Consider the following 16,961-nt stretch of genomic DNA (forward strand, 5'->3'; position numbering starts at 1 on the left):
ACCAAGCCCACAGCCCCTTTACGCGCCTGTCCGCACTCCCCGAGAGCGCGCCCACGCCCGCCGGCGCACCACCCCGCCGCCGGGGTGCCCAACCCCCGTGGGACCGCGCGGAGATCGCCCACGGAGCAACCTCAAATGAAGCTCTGAACCGAACGCGGACGGGGTTCGTCCCCCCTACGGGGGGCCAAGACTCTCCCCACGCGGATGGACGCGCGCATTCTTCCAGGGGGGCAACCATGAAACGACTGGGGACCGGAATCGGGTGGCGACCGGAGATCGCCGAGGACATCGCTCGCCTTCCCGACATCGACTGGGTGGAGGTGGTGGCCGAGAACATCTGCCCGGGTCACGTCCCCGACGCCCTCACCGCCCTGCGCGAGCGCGGCGCGACCGTGGTGCCGCACGGGGTCTCGCTCGGGCTCGGCGGCGCCGCGCGACCGGACCCGGGACGGCTGGCCGCCCTCGCCGAGCGCGCCGAGATCCTGGCCGCGCCGCTGGTCACCGAGCACATCGCGTTCGTACGCGGCGGGGGGCCGCTGACCGCGTCGCCGGAGATCGAGGCCGGACACCTGCTGCCGGTGCCGCGCACCCGGGAGGCGCTGGCGGTGCTGTGCGAGAACGTGCGCATCGCGCAGGACGCGCTGCCGGTGCCGCTGGCCCTGGAGAACATCGCCGCGCTGATCTCCTGGCCGGGCGAGGAACTGTCCGAGGGCCAGTTCCTGACCGAGTTGGTCGAGCGCACCGGCGTCCGGTTGCTCATCGACGTCGCCAACCTGCACACCAACCACGTCAACCGGGGCGAGGACCCGGCCCGCACCCTGGACGCGCTGCCGACCTGGGCCATCGCCTACGTGCACGTGGCGGGCGGTGTCGAGCGCGACGGGGTGTGGCACGACAGCCACGCCCACCCGGTCACCCGGCCGGTGCTGGACGTGCTCGCGGAGCTGTGTTCCCGGGCGACGCCGCCCGGGGTGTTGCTGGAGCGCGACGAGGCGTTCCCGACCACGGCGGAGCTGGCGGCCGAACTCGACGCGATCCGCGCGGTCGTGGCCACCACCCCGACCGCGCCCACGTCCGACCGGGCCGCCCCCTCGGCGCGCCGGGCGGTCGCCCCGGCCCGCACCCTGCCGCACCTGACAGCCGTCCCCGCGCCCCGCTCGCCCGCGCCGACGCCGCGAGTGGCCCGCGAACCGGTGGCCGCGGCGCACGGCGCGCGGCCCGCGGTGCGCCCGGCGGCACCGCGCCCGCCGTCCGGGGCCGACACGGCACGCGCCACCCCGACCGCCGCCGCCTCGACCGCCACCCCGACCGCCGCCGCCCCGACCGCCGCCGCCCCGACGGCCCGACCCGCGGGCCACCGCGCCGCGCCCGGCGCCGTGCCCGGCGTCGTGCCCGCCGTGGGCCCCGTCGCCGCGCCGAGCGCGCCGGACGCCGCCACGGCCGGGGTCGCCGCGCCGGACGCCGGTGACCCGGAGCGGCAGCGGCTCGCGCTCGCGCAGACCGCCCTGCTGTCCGCGCTGGTCGCGGGCACGCCGGCGCCGGAGGGGTTCGACCGTGGCCGGCTGCGCGTGCAGAGCCGGGCGCTGATCGCCAAGCGCGCCGACGTGGTGGCCAGGATCGCCCCCGAACTGCCGGAGATCCTCGGCACCGCGTACCGGCCCGCGTTCGTGGCGTACGCCCGGTACCGGCCGCTGCGCGGCGGGTACCGGCGGGACGCGCTCGCCTTCGTCGAACGGCTGCTGGCGACCGAGGAGTTCACCGACCCCGTGGTGCACCGACGGCTGGCGGCCTGGTGGCAGGAGCGCTCGGGGCCCGCCCCGCTGTCGGCGCACCCGGCGGCGCGGCTGCTGCGCGCCGCCCGACGGGCATGGGGGAGGAAGTGATGATCACCGTGCTCGCGCTCGCGCTGGCCGCCGTGGTCGGCGGCGCGCTGCTCGCCCTCATCCTGGGCGTACGGGCCTTCCGGCGCACCCTCTCGACGGTGCGCACGGAGCGGCCCGACGACGTGTGGGAGGCCGCCTTCCTGGCGGGTGGGCCCGGTCGGGTCACGGACCTGGCGCTGTACGCCCTGCACGCCGACGGGCGGATACGCGTCGGGGACCCGGGCGTCGTCACCGTCGAACAGCCGGTCGCGCGGCACCCGGTGGAGAGCGAGGTCCTCGCGGCGCACGCCCGCTCCCCGCACGGCGGCCTCGGCCGGCTGCGCGGCGAGGTGATGCGCAGCGCCACCGTGCAGGGCATCGGCGACCGTCTCGCGGAGCGCGGCCTGATGGTGCGGCCCGCCGTCATCCGGCACTGGCGACGACGGGCGCGCACGCTGGCGCTGACCTGTCTGGGGCTCGCGTTCCTCGTCGTGCTGCTCGGCCTCGGCGGGCTCGGCGACTCCGTCGGCTCGACGCTCGGCGCGCTCCTGCCCTCGCTGGTCGTGGGCTTCGTCGGCAGCCTGGTCTGCGTGGCGGCCGTCGGCGGCCGGCTCACCCCGGCCGGCGAGGCGGCCTTCTTCACGTACGCCTCGACCACCGGCTCCGAGACCGGAGACGAGGTGCCGGCCACCATGAACCGCGTCGCGGCCAAGGGGCTGTACGAGATCAGCGGGAAGCTGCGCACCCTGCTCCAGGAGGCCGCGCGGAAGGGCTCGGCCGCGCCGCTGGTCGCCGGGGGCGCGGCGGTGGCGGCGCCGGCGGTCGCCGAGGTCACCTGGTGCGGCACGGCGCCCGAGCAGTCGGTGCGGGCCAGCTCGTCCGGCGGCGGGGGCGGCGGGGGCAACGGAGGTGGCGGGGGCAGCGGTTGCGGCAACGCCTCGTGCGGGGCGGGCTCCGGCGACGGTGGTGGCGGAGGGGGAGGCAGCGGTAGCGGTGGGGGCAGTGGCTGCGGGGGCGGTTGCGGCGGCGGAGGCTGCGGGGGTGGCGGAGGCTGACCCGGGGCCGGGCGCCGGCGCGGCGGCGTGGGGCGGCGCGGGCAGCGTGGGGCGGCGCGGGCAGCGTGGGGCGGCGCGAGCGGCGTGGGGGCGGCTACGGATGTCGCCCCGCCCACCACCGTGCGTGGTTCGGGCCATCCGTTCTGATCCGGTCCGTGCGTCTCGTGCCCACGGACGGTCACCGATGCGCGGGTCGTCGGTCCGTATCGTGAACAAAGCATGGCGGAGCCGGAGTTGGCCGAGTAAGAATCGGCCATGCTGTGGGTCCTGTTTCTTGTGATCGCCTGGGTCGCGGCGTTTGTCACCTGTGCCCGGCTCTGTCAGGCGGCCGTCGCCGCCGCGCAAGGCCCCGACGCCGCGCCGTCCGCGGGCCGTGACCGTGCTCTCACGCTGTACGAGGCGGCGTTCCTGTCCGGCGGCCCGTACCGGGTGAGCGATCTCGCCCTCGTCGCCATGCACCGCGAGCGGCGGTTGCTGCTCGCCCACACCGGCTGGGTCACCGTGGTCGACCCGGTGGGCCGGGACGAGATGGAGCGCTCGCTGCTCCGGGCCATCGGCTCGGCCGGGCAGGCGCCCGTGCCGCCGGTGCGCTCGGCGGTGGCCGCCGCCGAACCGGTACGGGCGCTCGCCGACCGACTGGTCATGGCCGGCCTCGCGGTGCCCGACGCGGCCCGGGCCGGGGTCGCCGCCGCGATCGCCCACGTGCGCGGCGCCTGCGCGCTGATCCTGGTGAGCGCGGTCGCGGCGCTGGTGATGGTGCCGCCGGAGACCGGCACGGGGACGGTCGCGGCGTGGTTCGCGCTGCCCCTGGTGGCCACCACCGGCTGCCTGGCCATAGCGCGCGTCGAGGTCCACCCGTACACCCGCTGGGCCTCCCCCGCGGGCCAACAGCGGCTCGGCCAGATCCTGGTGCCGCCGCGCGAGGACCGGCTGCCGGGCGGCACGGCCCGGCCGGCCGAGGGCCCCGCGCCCCACCCCGGCGTCCGAGGCGCCCCGGACACCTGGGACGAACGGGACGCCCGGGACGCCCGGGACGACGGGCACGAACGCGGCGACCGAGGCGACCGAGGCGACCGTGCCGACGGCCAGCCGCCCGCCGGCCCCGGCGCGGGCGATGACGCGCCGCGGGCGACCGCGGGGGCGGAGGGGCCGGCGGAGCGCGGCGTGCCGGGCGACGGCCCGGTGCCGAGCGAACCGTACGACCCGAACGGCCCGGCCGAGCGCGCCGAACGGGCCGCGCTCACCATCCTCGCCATCCACGGCGCCGCCGGCCTGTCCGACCCCGCGCTCCGCGCCGCGCTGCGCGGCGGCCGGCGCCGCGCCCTGCCCTGACCCGCCGCGCCCGTAACCCGCCTGCCCGGGGCCCGCGATGCCCCCGAGCCGTCCGGCGGGCCCGGTCCGGACCTGCCCGGGCCGGACCCGGGCGGCGACACCAGGGCGCGGGCGCGGTCCGAAGCCCGTGCCCGGCCGTGTCGCCGCCGCGCCACCGGCGCGCGCTCGGCGTCGACTACGCCAGGCCGGCGACCAGTTCGGCCACGGGGCGGCGACGCCCGGTGAAGAACGGCACCTCCTCGCGGACGTGCATCCGCGCCTCGGACGCCCGCAGGTGACGCATCAGGTCCACGATCCGGTACAGCTCGTCCGCCTCGAAGGCCAACAGCCACTCGTAGTCGCCCAGCGAGAACGCGGGTACCGTGTTGGCGCGCACGTCGGGGAAGCCGCGCGCCATCTTGCCGTGGTCGGCGAGCATCCGACGCCGGTCCTCGTCCGGCAGCAGGTACCAGTCGTAGGAACGCACGAACGGGTAGACGCTGACCCACTCGCGGGGCTCCTCGTCGGCGAGGAACGCGGGGATGTGCGACTTGTTGAACTCGGCGGGGCGGTGCAGCGCCATGTTCGACCACACGGGCTCAAGCGCGCGGCCGAGCCGGGTGCGACGGAAGCGGTTGTACGCGTCCTGCAGCGCCTCCGCCGTCTCCGCGTGCCACCAGATCATCAGGTCCGCGTCGGCGCGCAGCCCCGACACGTCGTACGTGCCGCGCACCGTCACGTCGGCGGTGGCGAGCTGGGCGTACAGCTCCTCCACCTCCTCGGCGTAGCCACCGCGGTCAGCGGGCAGCACGTCGCGCAGCTTGAACACCGACCACAGGGTGTAGCGGATGACCTCGTTCAGGTCCTTGGCCCGCTTGCCGGCGTTCGGCGTCTTGTCGGGAGCAGCAGTCATCGTTCCTCTTCTCAGTCTTCACTTGCGTCCGGCAGTGCCCCGCGGCAGGGCCCGGTGCCCGCGGCGGGGCGCTGTCGCGGGCTCTGTCGGAAGTATTCAGGCGGCGGCGAGCGTGGTCGCCAGGAGTTCGTCGGCCGCGGCGTGCGCGCTGGCCACGCAGGCCGGGATGCCCACACCGTCGTAGACCGCGCCGCACACCCGCAGCCCCGGCAGCTTGGCCACCTGCTCGCGCACCCGGGCGACCCGACCGAGGTGGCCGACCGGGTACTGCGGCAGCCCCTCCGTCCAGCGCTCGACGCGGCTGGCCACGGGGCGGGCGGTCAGCCCCGTGGCGGTGCACAGGTCGGTCAGCGACCGCTCGACCAGCTCGGCGTCCTCGCGCTCCAGGTCCCCCTCGTCGCCGTGTCGGCCGACGGAGGTGCGCAGCACGAACAGGTCGGGGTCCGCGTCGGCGACCCAGCCCCACTTGTTGCTGGAGAACGTGGACGCCTTGATCGTCAGGCCGTCCACGGAGGGCACCAGGAAGCCGCGGCTGTCCGGGAGCGCGGCCACCTCCGCGCGCCGGAAGGCCATCGTGGCCAGCGCCACCGAGGCGTACTCGACGCCGGACAACTCGGCGGCGGCGCCGGGCGCGTCGGCGGCCAGCAGCCGGGCGGCGGCGGGCGCCGGCAGCGCGAGCAGCACGGCGTCGGCCGGGTACGCCGTGCCGTCGTCGGTGATCACGTTCCAGCCCGTACCGGTGCGCGCCAGGCGGCGTACGGGGGCGTGCGTGCGCACCTGGCCGCCGCGGGCGCGTACCGCGTCGGCGACGGCCAGCGGGAGCCGCCCGATGCCGCCGTCGATGCCCATGAAGACCGGGCCGGGCGGGGCGGCCTCGGCCGACCGGCGCAGCAGCGCCCGCACGCCCTCGGTGAGCGAGCCGTCGGCGCGCGCCGCCTCGTAGAGTTGCGGCACGGCGGCGCGCATCGAGATCCGGTACGCGTCGCCCGCGTACACGCCGCCGAGCAGCGGCTCCACCAGCCGGTCGACGACCTCGCGGCCGAGCCGGGCTGCGATGTAGTCGCCGATGCCCACGTCGTCGCCGAGTGCGACCGGGGGCAGCGTCGCGTCCTCGCGGACCCGGGCGACGCCGGCGTCGCTGAGCACGCCGGAGGCGGCGAGCGGGGCCAGGTCGCCCGGGACGCCCATCAGGTGCCCGGTGGGCATGGGACGCAGCGCGCCGCGCGTGTACAGGTCGGCGGCCGAGGCCGCGGGCGGGCACAGGTGGTCGCCGAGCCCCACGGCGCGGGCCAGCTCCACCGCCTCCGGGCGGCGGGCCAGCATGGACTCGGCGCCGAGGTCCACCGGGACGCCCGCGATCTCGCCCGCGTACAGCTTGCCGCCGAGCCGCCCGCTCGCCTCCAGGAGGGTGACCCGCGCGCCGCCGCCGGTGAGCCGGTGGGCGGCGGCCAGGCCGGAGATGCCGCCACCGATGACGACCACCTGACGCACCTGGGGGGCGGGAACGTGCGTTTCGCTCATACCCCCACTCTCTCACCGCGCCCCGGCCCGGCTGTCGCACCCCCACCCCCGGGTGGCGGCCTTCAGTGACAGCCGAGCGGGCCCCATTGACACTGCGTGCCAGGGTGCGGAGACTCAGCGCAGGGTGAGCGGCACGGACGAGTACCCCCACCCGCCGAACGGACGATCGGTCGGTGGGTTTGGGTGCCGTGCGCCGCCCGGCTGGCCGCGCGACGACGCCGGACGGCCGCGGCGCACCGGCTGAACCACCCCACCGTTCGACCGGACCGCCGCCCACCAGGGCCGCCCCGGGAACCCCGCACCGTCCTCGGCACGACCGTCATCCACCGGCTCACCTTCACACGAGGGACCACCACCGCATGAATGACCGCCTCCGCGACGTGTACATCGTCGACGCAGTCCGCACGCCGATCGGCAAGTACGGCGGCGCGCTGTCCGGCGTACGCCCGGACGACCTCGCCGCCCATGTTCTCGGTGCGCTCGTGGAGCGCTCCCCCGCCCTCGACCCGGCCCGGATCGACGACGTGTACTTCGGCAACGCCAACGGAGCGGGCGAGGAGAACCGCGACGTGGCCCGGATGGCGGTGCTGCTGGCCGGGCTGCCGGTGTCGGTGCCGGGCGCGACCGTCAACCGGCTGTGCGCGTCCGGGCTTGAGGCCGTCGTCCAGGCGGTGCGCGCCGTGGCCGTCGGCGACGCGCGCGTGGTGATCGCGGGCGGCGTCGAGTCGATGAGCCGCGCGCCCTACGTGCTGCCCAAGCCGGACCGGCCGTTCCCGCCCGGCAACCAGGCGCTGCTGAACACCACGCTCGGCTGGCGGATGACCAACCCGAAGATGCCGCCGCAGTGGACGATCCCGCTCGGCGAGGGCGCCGAACTCATCGCCGACCGGCACGGGATCAGCCGGCAGGCCCAGGACGCGTTCGCGCTCGCCAGCCACGACAAGGCCGCCCGGGCCTGGAAGGACGGGGCGTACGACGCGGAGGTGGTGGCCTACCCGGCGGCCTCGCTCGACCGCGACGAGACCATCCGCCAGAACACCTCGCTCGACGCGCTGGCCCGGCTGCGGCCCGCGTTCCGCGAGGGCGGCACGGTCACGGCCGGCAACTCCTCGCCGCTCAACGACGGCGCGGCGGCGCTGATGCTCTGCGACGAGGAGGGGCTGCGGGCCAGCGGGCGCGAGCCGCTGGCCCGCGTGCGGGCGACGGCGGTCACCGGCATCGAGCCCGAGTACTTCGGCCTCGGCCCGGTGCGGGCGGTGCGCCAGGTCCTGGAGCGCAGCGGCCACACCTTCGCCGACCTGGCCACCTTCGAGCTGAACGAGGCGTTCGCGGCCCAGGCGCTCGGCTGCCTGGCCGAGTGGCCCGACCTCGACCCGGAGATCGTCAACCCGCGCGGCGGCGCCATCGCCATCGGCCACCCCCTCGGCTGCTCCGGCGCCCGGCTGGCCGGCTCGGTGGCCCACCAACTCGCCGCCGCGGGCTCGGGCGTGGGGCTGGCCGCCCTGTGCATCGGCGTCGGCCAGGGCCAGGCCCTCGTCCTGGAGCGCTGACGCCCGGGGCGCGGGGGACGAGCACGGCCGGGGTGGGTTCGGGCGCGGGTTCCCGGACCCACCCCCGGCGCGTGTGCCGGAGCGCGCTAGGGTCCGCCCGCCGGGCCACAGGGGCCCAACCGCACCGAGGGGCAAGCTACATGAACACTGGCTTACGTACGCGACACCACAGACCCAAGCGGGCGGTGGTCGCCGTCGTCACCGGCACGCTGCTGTGCGGCGCGGCGACCGGCTGTAGCGGGTCGCCGTCCACCGACGGTGGCCCCCGACCGGCGACGTCCAGCCCGCGCGCGAGCACCCCGCCGGCCCAGACACCGCCCGCGGACGCCGTACGCGCAGCCGCCCGCCAACTCCAGAAAGCCACCTCGCTGCGCGTCTCGCTGTCCGTCCAGATGCCGGGCAAGACCATGCGGGCCAGCACGGCGGCGCTGACCTTCAAGCCGTTCAGCATGGACCGCGAGGACTTCGCCCCCGAGGAGAGCCCCGACGTGCGGGCGCGCAAGCGGATCGTCGGCGGGGTCACCTACACGCAGGAGCCGAACGACGGCCCCTGGGTCAGACAGAAGGACGCGCCGACCCTGACCGGCGGCTGGGACCAACTGGCCGACCAGGCGCTGGAGAACCCGATGGGCCCCTCGGCACCGCCCGCGCGACTCGACGACGTACGCCGGGTGGGCACCGAGCCCTTCCACGGCGCCGAGACCACCCGCTACCGGGGCACGCTGACCGTCGCGGCACTGCGCGCCGAACTCTTCCGCCTCAGGGGCCCGTCCCAGCGCGCGCACCGCTCACAGCGCGCCGCGGAGTACGAGGCGATGGGCGTACGCCAGTTCACGGCCGAGCTGTGGATCGACGCCGACGGCTTCGCCAGGCAGTACGTGCTCAAGGCCACGTCGTCCGTCGGGCCGTTGGAGATGGTGTTGACCTACGACGGCATCAACTCGGGGTTCAGCATCGACCCGCCACCGACCGGATCGTGAGCCGGTCGACTCCACGTACCGGAACGAGCGGCTAGCGGTAGGGCGGCTCGGGGGGCTCCGCGCGCCCCGCGTGGCCCCTGAGCCGAGCCCGCCGACACGCCCCACCAAGTACCCGCCCCCGCTGGGCATTTGAGCCAGGGGCCGGCACAGCCACCCCCCACCACCCGTCCGTTATGCGTGCGCTAAAGTCCGCAGGTTGCGCACAAAGCGCTCCATAACGAACAGGGGTGGGATATATGGCCAATGCCTTACGCACGCGCGAACAAAGACGCACGCGGATGATCGGCGCCGTCCTCGGCAGCCTGCTGCTGTGCGGCGGGGCGGCCGGCTGCGGCTCGTCGTCCTCCCTCGCCGACGTGCAGCGGCGGGTGGAGGCGGAACCGAGCGCGAAGCCGAGTGCGAAGCCGACCGCGCGACCGAGCCCGACGGCGAGCGCCGACCGGGCGGCGAAGACCGAGCCGACGCGCGAGGCCACGCGGCGGACGAAGGACATCAACGCGATCCGCATGCGGGCGACCACCTGGGACCGCGAGAGTGGGTACCTGTACTCCGAGATAGCGATGACCGACAAGCCCCGCGCGATGAGCCGGCGGATGTACATGCCGGTCCCGGGCGGAAAGCCCGCCATAGAGCTACGGACGGTCGGGAGCACCCTCTACCTCAGGGACCCGGAGGCTGAGGCGTCCGGAGACAAGCCCTGGACCAGGGTGACCGACGCGCTGCCCCAGAAGAGAGAACGCGGTACGGACCGGGAGCAGCCGGCTGACGATCTCGCGGGGACGGAGGACGGCACGACTGTCTCTCCCGATCGTCTGCACGAGGGGCGCAGGATCGGCACCGAGACCATCGACGGTGTGCGTACCACTCATTACCGCCTGTACAGCGAAATGAGCACCGCCGAGCTGCGCACCATGGCCAAGGACGAGACGCTGAGCTGGTCCCGGCGCCTGTCGCTCCTGACCACCGCCAAGAAGTACGAGGCCCAGGGGATCACGCGCTTCACCATGGACGGGTGGGTCAACGACGCCACCCAGACCACCAAGCGGTTCAGGATGCGCGGCCAAACCGCCGACGGACCCCTGGAGTCCACCGTGACCTTCCTGGACGTCGCCGAGGACTTCCGCATCGGCCCGCCCCCCGCCGACCAGGTCGAAGACGGGACCGACTGGGACTGGTCCGATCTCGCCGACGAGTTCAGGGAGTTCGGCGTCATACTCTCCTAGCCTGCCTGCCTGCCTGCCTGCCCGGCCGCGCCCGGGCAGGGCCTCCTCCGCCGCCCCGCGGCCCGCCCCCCCACGCCACTCCAGCCCCGCACCGCGGGCCACGTACCGTGGGGCCGGCACACCCGGGAACGGCGTAAGGGAGCACGCGGCATGGCAGCTCGGCGGCTGGTGGTCATCGGAGGGGACGCGGCGGGGATGTCCGCCGCGTCCCAGGCACGGAGGTTCAAGGGGCCCGACGAGTTGGAGATCGTCGCCTTCGAGCGGGGGCACTTCACCTCGTACTCCGCCTGCGGCATCCCGTACTGGGTGGGCGGCGGCGTGGAGGGGCCCGACGCGTTGATCGCGCGCACGCCCGAGGAGCACCGCGAGCGCTCCATCGACCTGCGGATGCGCACCGAGGTCACCGAGATCGACCTGGACCGGCAGCGGGTGCGCACCCGCGATCTCGCGGCACCCGGTGCCACGGACGCCTGGACCGGCTTCGACGACCTGGTCATCGCGACCGGCGCGCGCCCGATCCGGCCCCCGCTGCCGGGCATCGACGCGCCGGGCGTGTACGGGGTGCAGAACCTGGACGACGGTCAGGCGTTGCTGGACGCGCTGCGCGCCGTGGAGGGTGGCGAGCAGCCACGGGCGGTGGTCGTCGGCGCGGGGTACATCGGCGTGGAGATGGCCGAGGCGCTCGTGCAGCGCGGCTACCGGGTGACGGTCGTGGACCAGGCCGAGCAGCCCATGTCCACGCTCGACCCCGACATGGGGCGCCTGGTGTACGAGGCGATGTGCGGCCTGGGCATCGAGACGGTGCGCGAGGCGAAGGTGACCGAGATCCGCACCGACGGTGAGGGCCGGGCCTGTGCCGTGGTCACCGACGACGCCGAGTACCCCGCCGACATCGTCGTGCTCGGCCTCGGCGTACGCCCCGAGACGACGCTGGCGCGCCGGGCGGGGCTGCCGCTCGGCGAGTCCGGCGGGCTGCTGACCGACCTGTCCATGCGGGTGCGCGGGCAGGACAACGTCTGGGCGGGCGGGGACTGCGTGGAGGTGCTCGACCTGGTGTCGGGCCGCACCCGGCACATCGCACTCGGCACCCACGCCAACAAGCACGGCCAGGTCATCGGCGCGGGCGTCGGCGGCGGCCACGCCACCTTCCCGGGCGTGGTCGGTACGGCGGTAAGCAAGGTCTGCGACCTGGAGATCGCCCGCACCGGGCTCCTCGAACAGCAGGCGCGGTCGGTGGGGCTCCAGTTCGTCACGGCCACCATCGAGTCCACGAGCCGGGCCGGCTACTACCCCGGGGCCCGCCCGATGACCGTGAAGATGCTCGCCGAGCGTCGTACGGGGCGGCTGCTCGGCGTCCAGATCGTCGGCCGCGAGGGCGCCGGCAAGCGGGTGGACATCGCGGCGGTCGCGCTGACCGCGGGCATGACGGTCGAGCAGATGACCGCCCTCGACCTCGGGTACGCGCCGCCGTTCTCGCCCGTCTGGGACCCGGTCCTGGTCGCGGCCCGCAAGGCGACGGCCCAGGTGGCCCGGGACATCGAGCACGCCGCCGGCGGGCGCTGACCGGCTCCGCCGGGCCACCCGGCCCGGCTCGCCGCGTCCCACCGGGCGCGGCGGGTCGGGCCCGGCCCCGCACCGCCCCGTACGGCCGACCTGTGGCCGGCCCGGGCCGAGCCGGTCCGGGTCGTGCGGCTAGCGGCTGGTCCGCTCGTGGACGTGGGCCACCAGGCGGGTCAGCGCGTCCGGGTCGGTGGTCGGCAGCACGCCGTGGCCCAGGTTGAACACGTGGCCCTCCAGGCCCCGCGCCGCCGCCAGCACCTCGTCCGCCGCGGCCTCGACCGCGGCGCGCGGCGCGAAGAGCACGGCAGGGTCGAGGTTGCCCTGCAGCGCCTTGCCCGGGCCGACCCGGCGACGCGCCTCGTCCAGCGGGACCCGCCAGTCCACGCCCACCACGTCCGCGCCCGCCTCGCCGAGCAGCGGCAGCAGCTCGCCGGTGCCCACGCCGAAGTGGATGCGGGGCACGCCGAAGCCGGCGACCGCGTCGAAGACCTTGGCCGACGCGGGCATGACCGAGCGCCGGTAGTCCGCGGGGGCCAGGGCGCCCACCCAGGAGTCGAAGAGCTGCACGGCGCTGGCGCCCGCCTCGATCTGCACGGTGAGGAACGCGGCCGTGATGTCGGCGAGCCGGTCGAGCAGGTCGGCCCACAGCTCGGGGTCGCCGTACATGAGCGCCTTGGTGTGCTCGTGGTTGCGGGACGGGCCGCCCTCCACGAGGTAGCTGGCGAGCGTGAACGGGGCGCCCGCGAAGCCGATCAGCGGGGTGGTGCCCAGCTCGCCGACGAGCATCCCCATGGCCTCAGTGACGTACTTCACATCGTCGGGCGTGAGTGGCCGAAGTCGTTCGAGATCCGCCCGGGAGCGGATGGGCTCCTCGACCACGGGGCCGACCCCCGGCTTGATGTCGAGGTCGATGCCGATGGCCTTCAGCGGCACCACGATGTCGCTGAAGTAGATCGCGGCGTCCACGCCGTGCCGGCGCACCGGCTGCATGGTGATCTCCGTGACCAGGTCGGGCCGCATGCAGGACTCCAGCATGGCGGTGCCCTCGCGGACCTTCCGGTACTCGGGCAGCGAGCGGCCCGCCTGACGCATGAACCACACCGGGGTGTGCGGCACCGGCTCCCTCCGGCAGGCCCGCAGGAACGCGGAGTCGTAGGCCGCGGTGCGGCCGGTCTGCTGCTGGCTCGTCGGCTGGGAGTTGGCGCTCATGTCCCAAATCTTCGCACGGGCCGAACGAGTGACCCGCCCATGCGGGTGTTCCTACCCGAACAAGCTCCGTTCTCCGCCTAGTCTTCCCCGCATGGCTGCGGCTCACGGACACCTCGTTGACGGTGCGGACGACGCGGACGGGGAGGGCACCCCGCTCGTGTTCCGGCACGCGGTCGCCGGGCTGCGCGACGCGCGGCTGCGACCCGAGCTGGAGATCGACTCGACGCCCCCACCCCGGCGCCTCGCGCCGTTCTCCTACGCGCTGGAGGCGGCGGTCGTCGTGGACGACGAGGAGTTGGCGGAGGGCCGGCTGATCCTGCTGCACGACCCGGCCGGGCACGACGCCTGGCACGGCTCGTTCCGCATGGTCACGCTCGTCCACGCCGACCTGGAGCCCGAGATGGCGGCCGACCCGCTCCTGCCCGAGGTGTGTTGGACCTGGCTGACCGGGGCGCTGGCGGCGCGCGGCGTCGCGTACGCCGAGCCCAGCGGCACCGTGACGCGGGCCGGCTCGCACTACTTCGGCGGGCTCGCCGACCGCGCCCCGTCCACGAAGATCGAGATCCGCGCCTCCTGGACCCCGACGGAGGGGGGCGACCCGGACCGGCGGGGCGGCCCGAGCCCGGTGCCCGACACCGCGGCGCACCTCTCCGCGTGGGGCGACCTGCTCTGTCAGGTCGCGGGCCTGCCACCGGTGGGCGCCGGCGACCCGAGCGTCGTCACCCTCCCCCAGCGCCGGGGGCCGCTCTCCCGCTGAGCCGGGCCCCGACGGCTACCGCCGAGCCCCGGCCTCGGGCGACTTCCACGGGGCCGGCCCTCGGCGACCGCGCTGACGCCGGCCCCCTCCCTGAGCCCAGCCCCTGAGCCCAGCCCCTGAGCCCGGCCCTCGGCGGCTTCGCCGCGCCCGGCCCCGGCGGTCGGGCACCCTCACTCGTGACACTCAGTGCCACAGCGCGCCGTGGGCGCGCGGCGGGCCAGCCGGCAGGGCGCGTACGGCCGTGGACGGCGGCGGCCGGCCGGGGGTCACGGAAGGCGCGGCGGAGGGCGGCGTCCCGGGCCGTGGAGTGCCGAGGGCGTACGCCATCGGCGTGGGCGCGCGGCCCTTTCCGGACGACCTCGCGTACCTCGCCCCGCCCGGCTGCGGGCCGCCCCAGCACCCGGCGAGCCCCACTTCCCTGGTCCGTAATGACCCGAATTGTTACCCAGGATTTCGTGATCAATCCCTAAAGCCGGGCACCTGAGCTGCCGAAGGATCACATGACCCTTCCCACCCGGAACGCCTCGCTTGTCCCCCGAGCACGGCGTCCGTTCTCGCCACTCCCTCAGGAGGCCTGGTGTCTGTTCTTCTAGAGCAACCTTCGAGCCTGGTCGCCTACCGCCCGAACAAGCCGACCGCCATGGTGGTCGTGGCCGACCCCCGAGTCCGTTCCACCGTCACCCGCCACCTGTGGGCGCTCGGAGTGCGTGACGTCATCGAGGCGTCGTCCATCGCGGAGGCCCGCCCCCGAGTCGGAAACCCGCGCGACATCTGCGTCGCCGACGTCCATCTCCCCGACGGCTCGGGGCTCACCCTGCTGTCCGAGACCCGCGCCGCCGGCTGGCCCAACGGCCTGGCCCTGTCCGCGGCCGACGACATCGGGGCCGTGCGCAACGCCCTCGCCGGAGGCGTCAAGGGGTACGTCGTCACCGGCACCCGAACCAACCTCGGCCTCCCCGGCCGCCCCGGAGCCACCCCCGTGGGCGCCGCGGCGGCCCGGCTGCACCGCCGCCCGCCGGGCGCGCCCGGCCACCCCGGCGGCTACCGGGAGCTGTCGGGGCGCGAGGTGGAGGTGCTGCGGCTGGTCGCCGAGGGCCAGTCCAACAAGGCCATCGGCGTCTCGATGGGCCTGTCCGCACTCACCGTCAAGAGCCACCTCGCGCGCATCGCCCGCAAGCTGGGCACCGGCGACCGGGCCGGCATGGTCGCCGTCGCCCTGCGCACGGGGATCATCCACTGACCCCGGGGTCATCCCCGACCCCCCGCCCAACCCCCGCCTCCCGGTCCGCCCGTGATCCCGCGCCCGCCCCGTAACCCCGCGCCCGTCTGCGGAGACGTTCCGCCGGCGGGCGCGTGTCGTGCCCGCGACGGCGAGGTCGCGGGGCCCCGCACGCCGGGCGATGTCCGGCCCGCACCGCGATCCTGTGCGGCCCGCACACCGGTCCGCGCGCCGGCCGTTGGCGCGGGATACGGGCCCGCCGGGCCGGGGCGGGAACTACGGAGCGTGGTCGGCGCAGGTCAGCACCCATAGAGTGGAATCAGGGCAGGTCACCGCCCCATGTGACCTATACCCTTGATGAGTGACCGACGCCCAAGAAGCCGCAGCTAAGACGACACTGCGAACCACCGGGGGCGGCCCCCCGGACAGCCCATCGGCACCGGTCCCGTTGCTGGAGCCGCGGGAAGGCATCCCTCCGGTCGTCGCCGACGCCGACGCGCTCGCCGAGGTCATCGCGGCCTTCGCGGCCGGTTCGGGCCCCGTGGCCGTGGACGCCGAGCGCGCCTCCGGCTACCGCTACGGACAGCGCGCGTACCTGGTCCAGTTGCGCCGCGCCGGGGCCGGAACCGCCCTGATCGACCCGGTCGGCTGCCCCGACCTGTCCGCGCTGGGCGCGGCCATCGCCGACGCCGAATGGGTGCTGCACGCCGCGACCCAGGACCTGCCGTGTCTGCGCGATATAGGCATGGTCCCCGAGCGGCTCTTCGACACCGAGCTGGCGGGCCGGCTGGCCGGCTTCGCCCGGGTGGGCCTCGGCGCGATGGTCGAGAACGTGCTCGGCTACGCCCTGGAGAAGGGGCACTCGGCGGTCGACTGGTCCACCCGCCCGCTGCCCGAGCCGTGGCTGCGCTACGCCGCGCTCGACGTGGAGCTCCTGGTGGACCTGCGGGACGCGCTGGAGGCCGAACTCACCGAGCAGGGCAAGCTGGAGTGGGCCCAGCAGGAGTTCGCGGCCATCGCCGCCGCGCCGCCGGCCGCCCCGCGCAAGGACCCGTGGCGGCGCACGTCGGGCATGCACAAGGTGCGCAAGCGCCGGCAGATGGCCGTGGTGCGGGAGCTGTGGGAGGCCCGGGACCGGATCGCGCAGCGGCGCGACGTCTCGCCCGGCAAGGTGCTCGGCGACGGCGCCATCGTGGAGGCCGCCCTCGCGATGCCGACCAGCCCCCGCGCGCTCGCCGCGCTGCCCGGCTTCGGGCAGCGGATGAGCCGGCGGCAACTGGAGCAGTGGCACGCGGCCGTCGAGCGGGCCAGGGCGCTGCCGGAGACGGAACTGCCGCAGCCGGGAGCGCCGCTGAACGGCCCGCCGCCGCCGCGCGCCTGGGCCGACAAGGACCCGGCCGCCGCCGCCCGGCTGGCCGCGGCCCGCGCCGCGGTGAGCGCGCTCGCGGAGCGGCTGAACCTCCCGCAGGAGAACCTGATCACCCCCGACACGGTGCGCCGGCTGTGCTGGGAGCCGCCGGCCGACGCCACGGTGGAGAACGTGGCGCAGGTGCTCACCGGGTACGGGGCCAGGCCCTGGCAGGTCGACCTGGTCACGCCCGCGCTCACCGGCGCGCTGCTGCCGACGGCGTGAGCTGACGCGCGTGTCGCCGCGCACGTGGGAGCGGGCGGTGTGATCTGCGCCGCTTAGCCCGTGGGGGGTGGGCAGCTTGGTTACCCGTAAGTAGCATGACGGTGTGAGCCCCGCCGCTACGCCTGCGGTGAGCTCTGCCGGGTGACCTGCCCGGCGTAACCGGCCAGC

Annotated in this window: 12 protein-coding genes and 1 pseudogene; 10 read left to right on the forward strand and 3 right to left on the reverse strand. The window is 75.5% G+C overall.

Annotation, left to right across the window (positions count from 1 at the left end):
* Positions 1–236: 236 nt before the first annotated feature.
* The 3 genes and pseudogenes from AC3CHW_RS06550 to AC3CHW_RS06560 all read left to right on the forward strand — a co-directional run.
* Positions 237–1,883 (forward strand): MbnB/TglH/ChrH family RiPP precursor modification enzyme, encoded by a 1,647-nt coding sequence (locus AC3CHW_RS06550; protein WP_488469864.1) that lies wholly within the window; start codon positions 237–239, stop codon positions 1,881–1,883.
* Positions 1,883–2,917, forward strand: a complete 1,035-nt coding sequence (locus tag AC3CHW_RS06555; RefSeq protein ID WP_488469865.1) for a TIGR04222 domain-containing membrane protein — start codon at positions 1,883–1,885, stop codon at positions 2,915–2,917. Before AC3CHW_RS06550 ends, AC3CHW_RS06555 begins: the two co-directional genes overlap by 1 nt.
* Before the next feature lie 255 nt (positions 2,918–3,172).
* Positions 3,173–3,823, forward strand: a pseudogene (locus AC3CHW_RS06560) (TIGR04222 domain-containing membrane protein); the annotation flags it as partial.
* A 601-nt stretch (positions 3,824–4,424) separates the two neighbouring features.
* On the opposite strand, the gene hemQ reads toward AC3CHW_RS06560, so the two are convergent.
* Positions 4,425–5,141: a hydrogen peroxide-dependent heme synthase gene (hemQ, locus tag AC3CHW_RS06565; RefSeq protein ID WP_398611198.1), complete on the reverse strand. Its 717-nt coding sequence runs from the start codon at positions 5,139–5,141 to the stop codon at positions 4,425–4,427.
* Positions 5,142–5,237: 96 nt separating this feature from the next.
* Positions 5,238–6,662 (reverse strand): protoporphyrinogen oxidase, encoded by a 1,425-nt coding sequence (hemG, locus tag AC3CHW_RS06570; RefSeq protein ID WP_488469866.1) that lies wholly within the window; start codon positions 6,660–6,662, stop codon positions 5,238–5,240.
* A 359-nt stretch (positions 6,663–7,021) separates the two neighbouring features.
* Here hemG and AC3CHW_RS06575 point away from each other — a divergent pair, with 359 nt between their 5' ends.
* From AC3CHW_RS06575 to AC3CHW_RS06590, 4 genes are all read left to right on the forward strand, one after another.
* Complete coding sequence (locus AC3CHW_RS06575) at positions 7,022–8,212, forward strand: thiolase family protein (protein ID WP_398611196.1); 1,191 nt, start codon at positions 7,022–7,024, stop codon at positions 8,210–8,212.
* Between the two features lie 140 nt (positions 8,213–8,352).
* Positions 8,353–9,192: an SCO4651 family lipoprotein gene (locus tag AC3CHW_RS06580; protein ID WP_488469867.1), complete on the forward strand. Its 840-nt coding sequence runs from the start codon at positions 8,353–8,355 to the stop codon at positions 9,190–9,192.
* 278 nt (positions 9,193–9,470) lie between these two features.
* Entirely contained in the window at positions 9,471–10,415 is a 945-nt protein-coding gene (locus AC3CHW_RS06585) for an SCO4651 family lipoprotein (protein ID WP_488469868.1), read from the forward strand.
* Between the two features lie 150 nt (positions 10,416–10,565).
* Positions 10,566–11,978 carry an FAD-dependent oxidoreductase gene (locus AC3CHW_RS06590; RefSeq protein WP_488469869.1) on the forward strand — a complete coding sequence of 471 codons (1,413 nt, stop codon included), beginning with the start codon at positions 10,566–10,568 and terminating at the stop codon, positions 11,976–11,978.
* A gap of 129 nt (positions 11,979–12,107) precedes the next feature.
* Here AC3CHW_RS06590 and hemE read toward each other — a convergent pair whose 3' ends face one another.
* Positions 12,108–13,184 (reverse strand): uroporphyrinogen decarboxylase, encoded by a 1,077-nt coding sequence (gene hemE, locus AC3CHW_RS06595; protein WP_488469870.1) that lies wholly within the window; start codon positions 13,182–13,184, stop codon positions 12,108–12,110.
* Positions 13,185–13,275: 91 nt separating this feature from the next.
* Here hemE and AC3CHW_RS06600 point away from each other — a divergent pair, with 91 nt between their 5' ends.
* The 3 genes from AC3CHW_RS06600 (at position 13,276) to AC3CHW_RS06610 (ending at position 16,793) form a co-directional block, all read left to right on the forward strand.
* Positions 13,276–13,941 carry a DUF3000 domain-containing protein gene (locus AC3CHW_RS06600; RefSeq protein WP_176164610.1) on the forward strand — a complete coding sequence of 222 codons (666 nt, stop codon included), beginning with the start codon at positions 13,276–13,278 and terminating at the stop codon, positions 13,939–13,941.
* A gap of 577 nt (positions 13,942–14,518) precedes the next feature.
* Positions 14,519–15,181, forward strand: a complete 663-nt coding sequence (locus AC3CHW_RS06605; protein WP_176164609.1) for a response regulator transcription factor — start codon at positions 14,519–14,521, stop codon at positions 15,179–15,181.
* 340 nt (positions 15,182–15,521) lie between these two features.
* Entirely contained in the window at positions 15,522–16,793 is a 1,272-nt protein-coding gene (locus AC3CHW_RS06610) for an HRDC domain-containing protein (protein WP_488469871.1), read from the forward strand.
* Positions 16,794–16,961 lie beyond the last annotated feature (168 nt).

It is taken from the genome of Streptomyces sp. MGP-BFMKR1 (assembly GCF_057766585.1).

Bases quoted from the DNA above. Each gene is read 5' to 3' on its own strand.
- AC3CHW_RS06550 (WP_488469864.1), top strand. From the start codon at position 237: ATGAAACGACTGGGGACCGGAATCGGGTGGCGACCGGAGATCGCCGAG.
- AC3CHW_RS06555 (WP_488469865.1), top strand. From the start codon at position 1,883: ATGATCACCGTGCTCGCGCTCGCGCTGGCCGCCGTGGTCGGCGGCGCG.
- hemQ (WP_398611198.1), bottom strand. From the start codon at position 5,141: ATGACTGCTGCTCCCGACAAGACGCCGAACGCCGGCAAGCGGGCCAAG.
- hemG (WP_488469866.1), bottom strand. From the start codon at position 6,662: ATGAGCGAAACGCACGTTCCCGCCCCCCAGGTGCGTCAGGTGGTCGTC.
- AC3CHW_RS06575 (WP_398611196.1), top strand. From the start codon at position 7,022: ATGAATGACCGCCTCCGCGACGTGTACATCGTCGACGCAGTCCGCACG.
- AC3CHW_RS06580 (WP_488469867.1), top strand. From the start codon at position 8,353: ATGAACACTGGCTTACGTACGCGACACCACAGACCCAAGCGGGCGGTG.
- AC3CHW_RS06585 (WP_488469868.1), top strand. From the start codon at position 9,471: ATGATCGGCGCCGTCCTCGGCAGCCTGCTGCTGTGCGGCGGGGCGGCC.
- AC3CHW_RS06590 (WP_488469869.1), top strand. From the start codon at position 10,566: ATGGCAGCTCGGCGGCTGGTGGTCATCGGAGGGGACGCGGCGGGGATG.
- hemE (WP_488469870.1), bottom strand. From the start codon at position 13,184: ATGAGCGCCAACTCCCAGCCGACGAGCCAGCAGCAGACCGGCCGCACC.
- AC3CHW_RS06600 (WP_176164610.1), top strand. From the start codon at position 13,276: ATGGCTGCGGCTCACGGACACCTCGTTGACGGTGCGGACGACGCGGAC.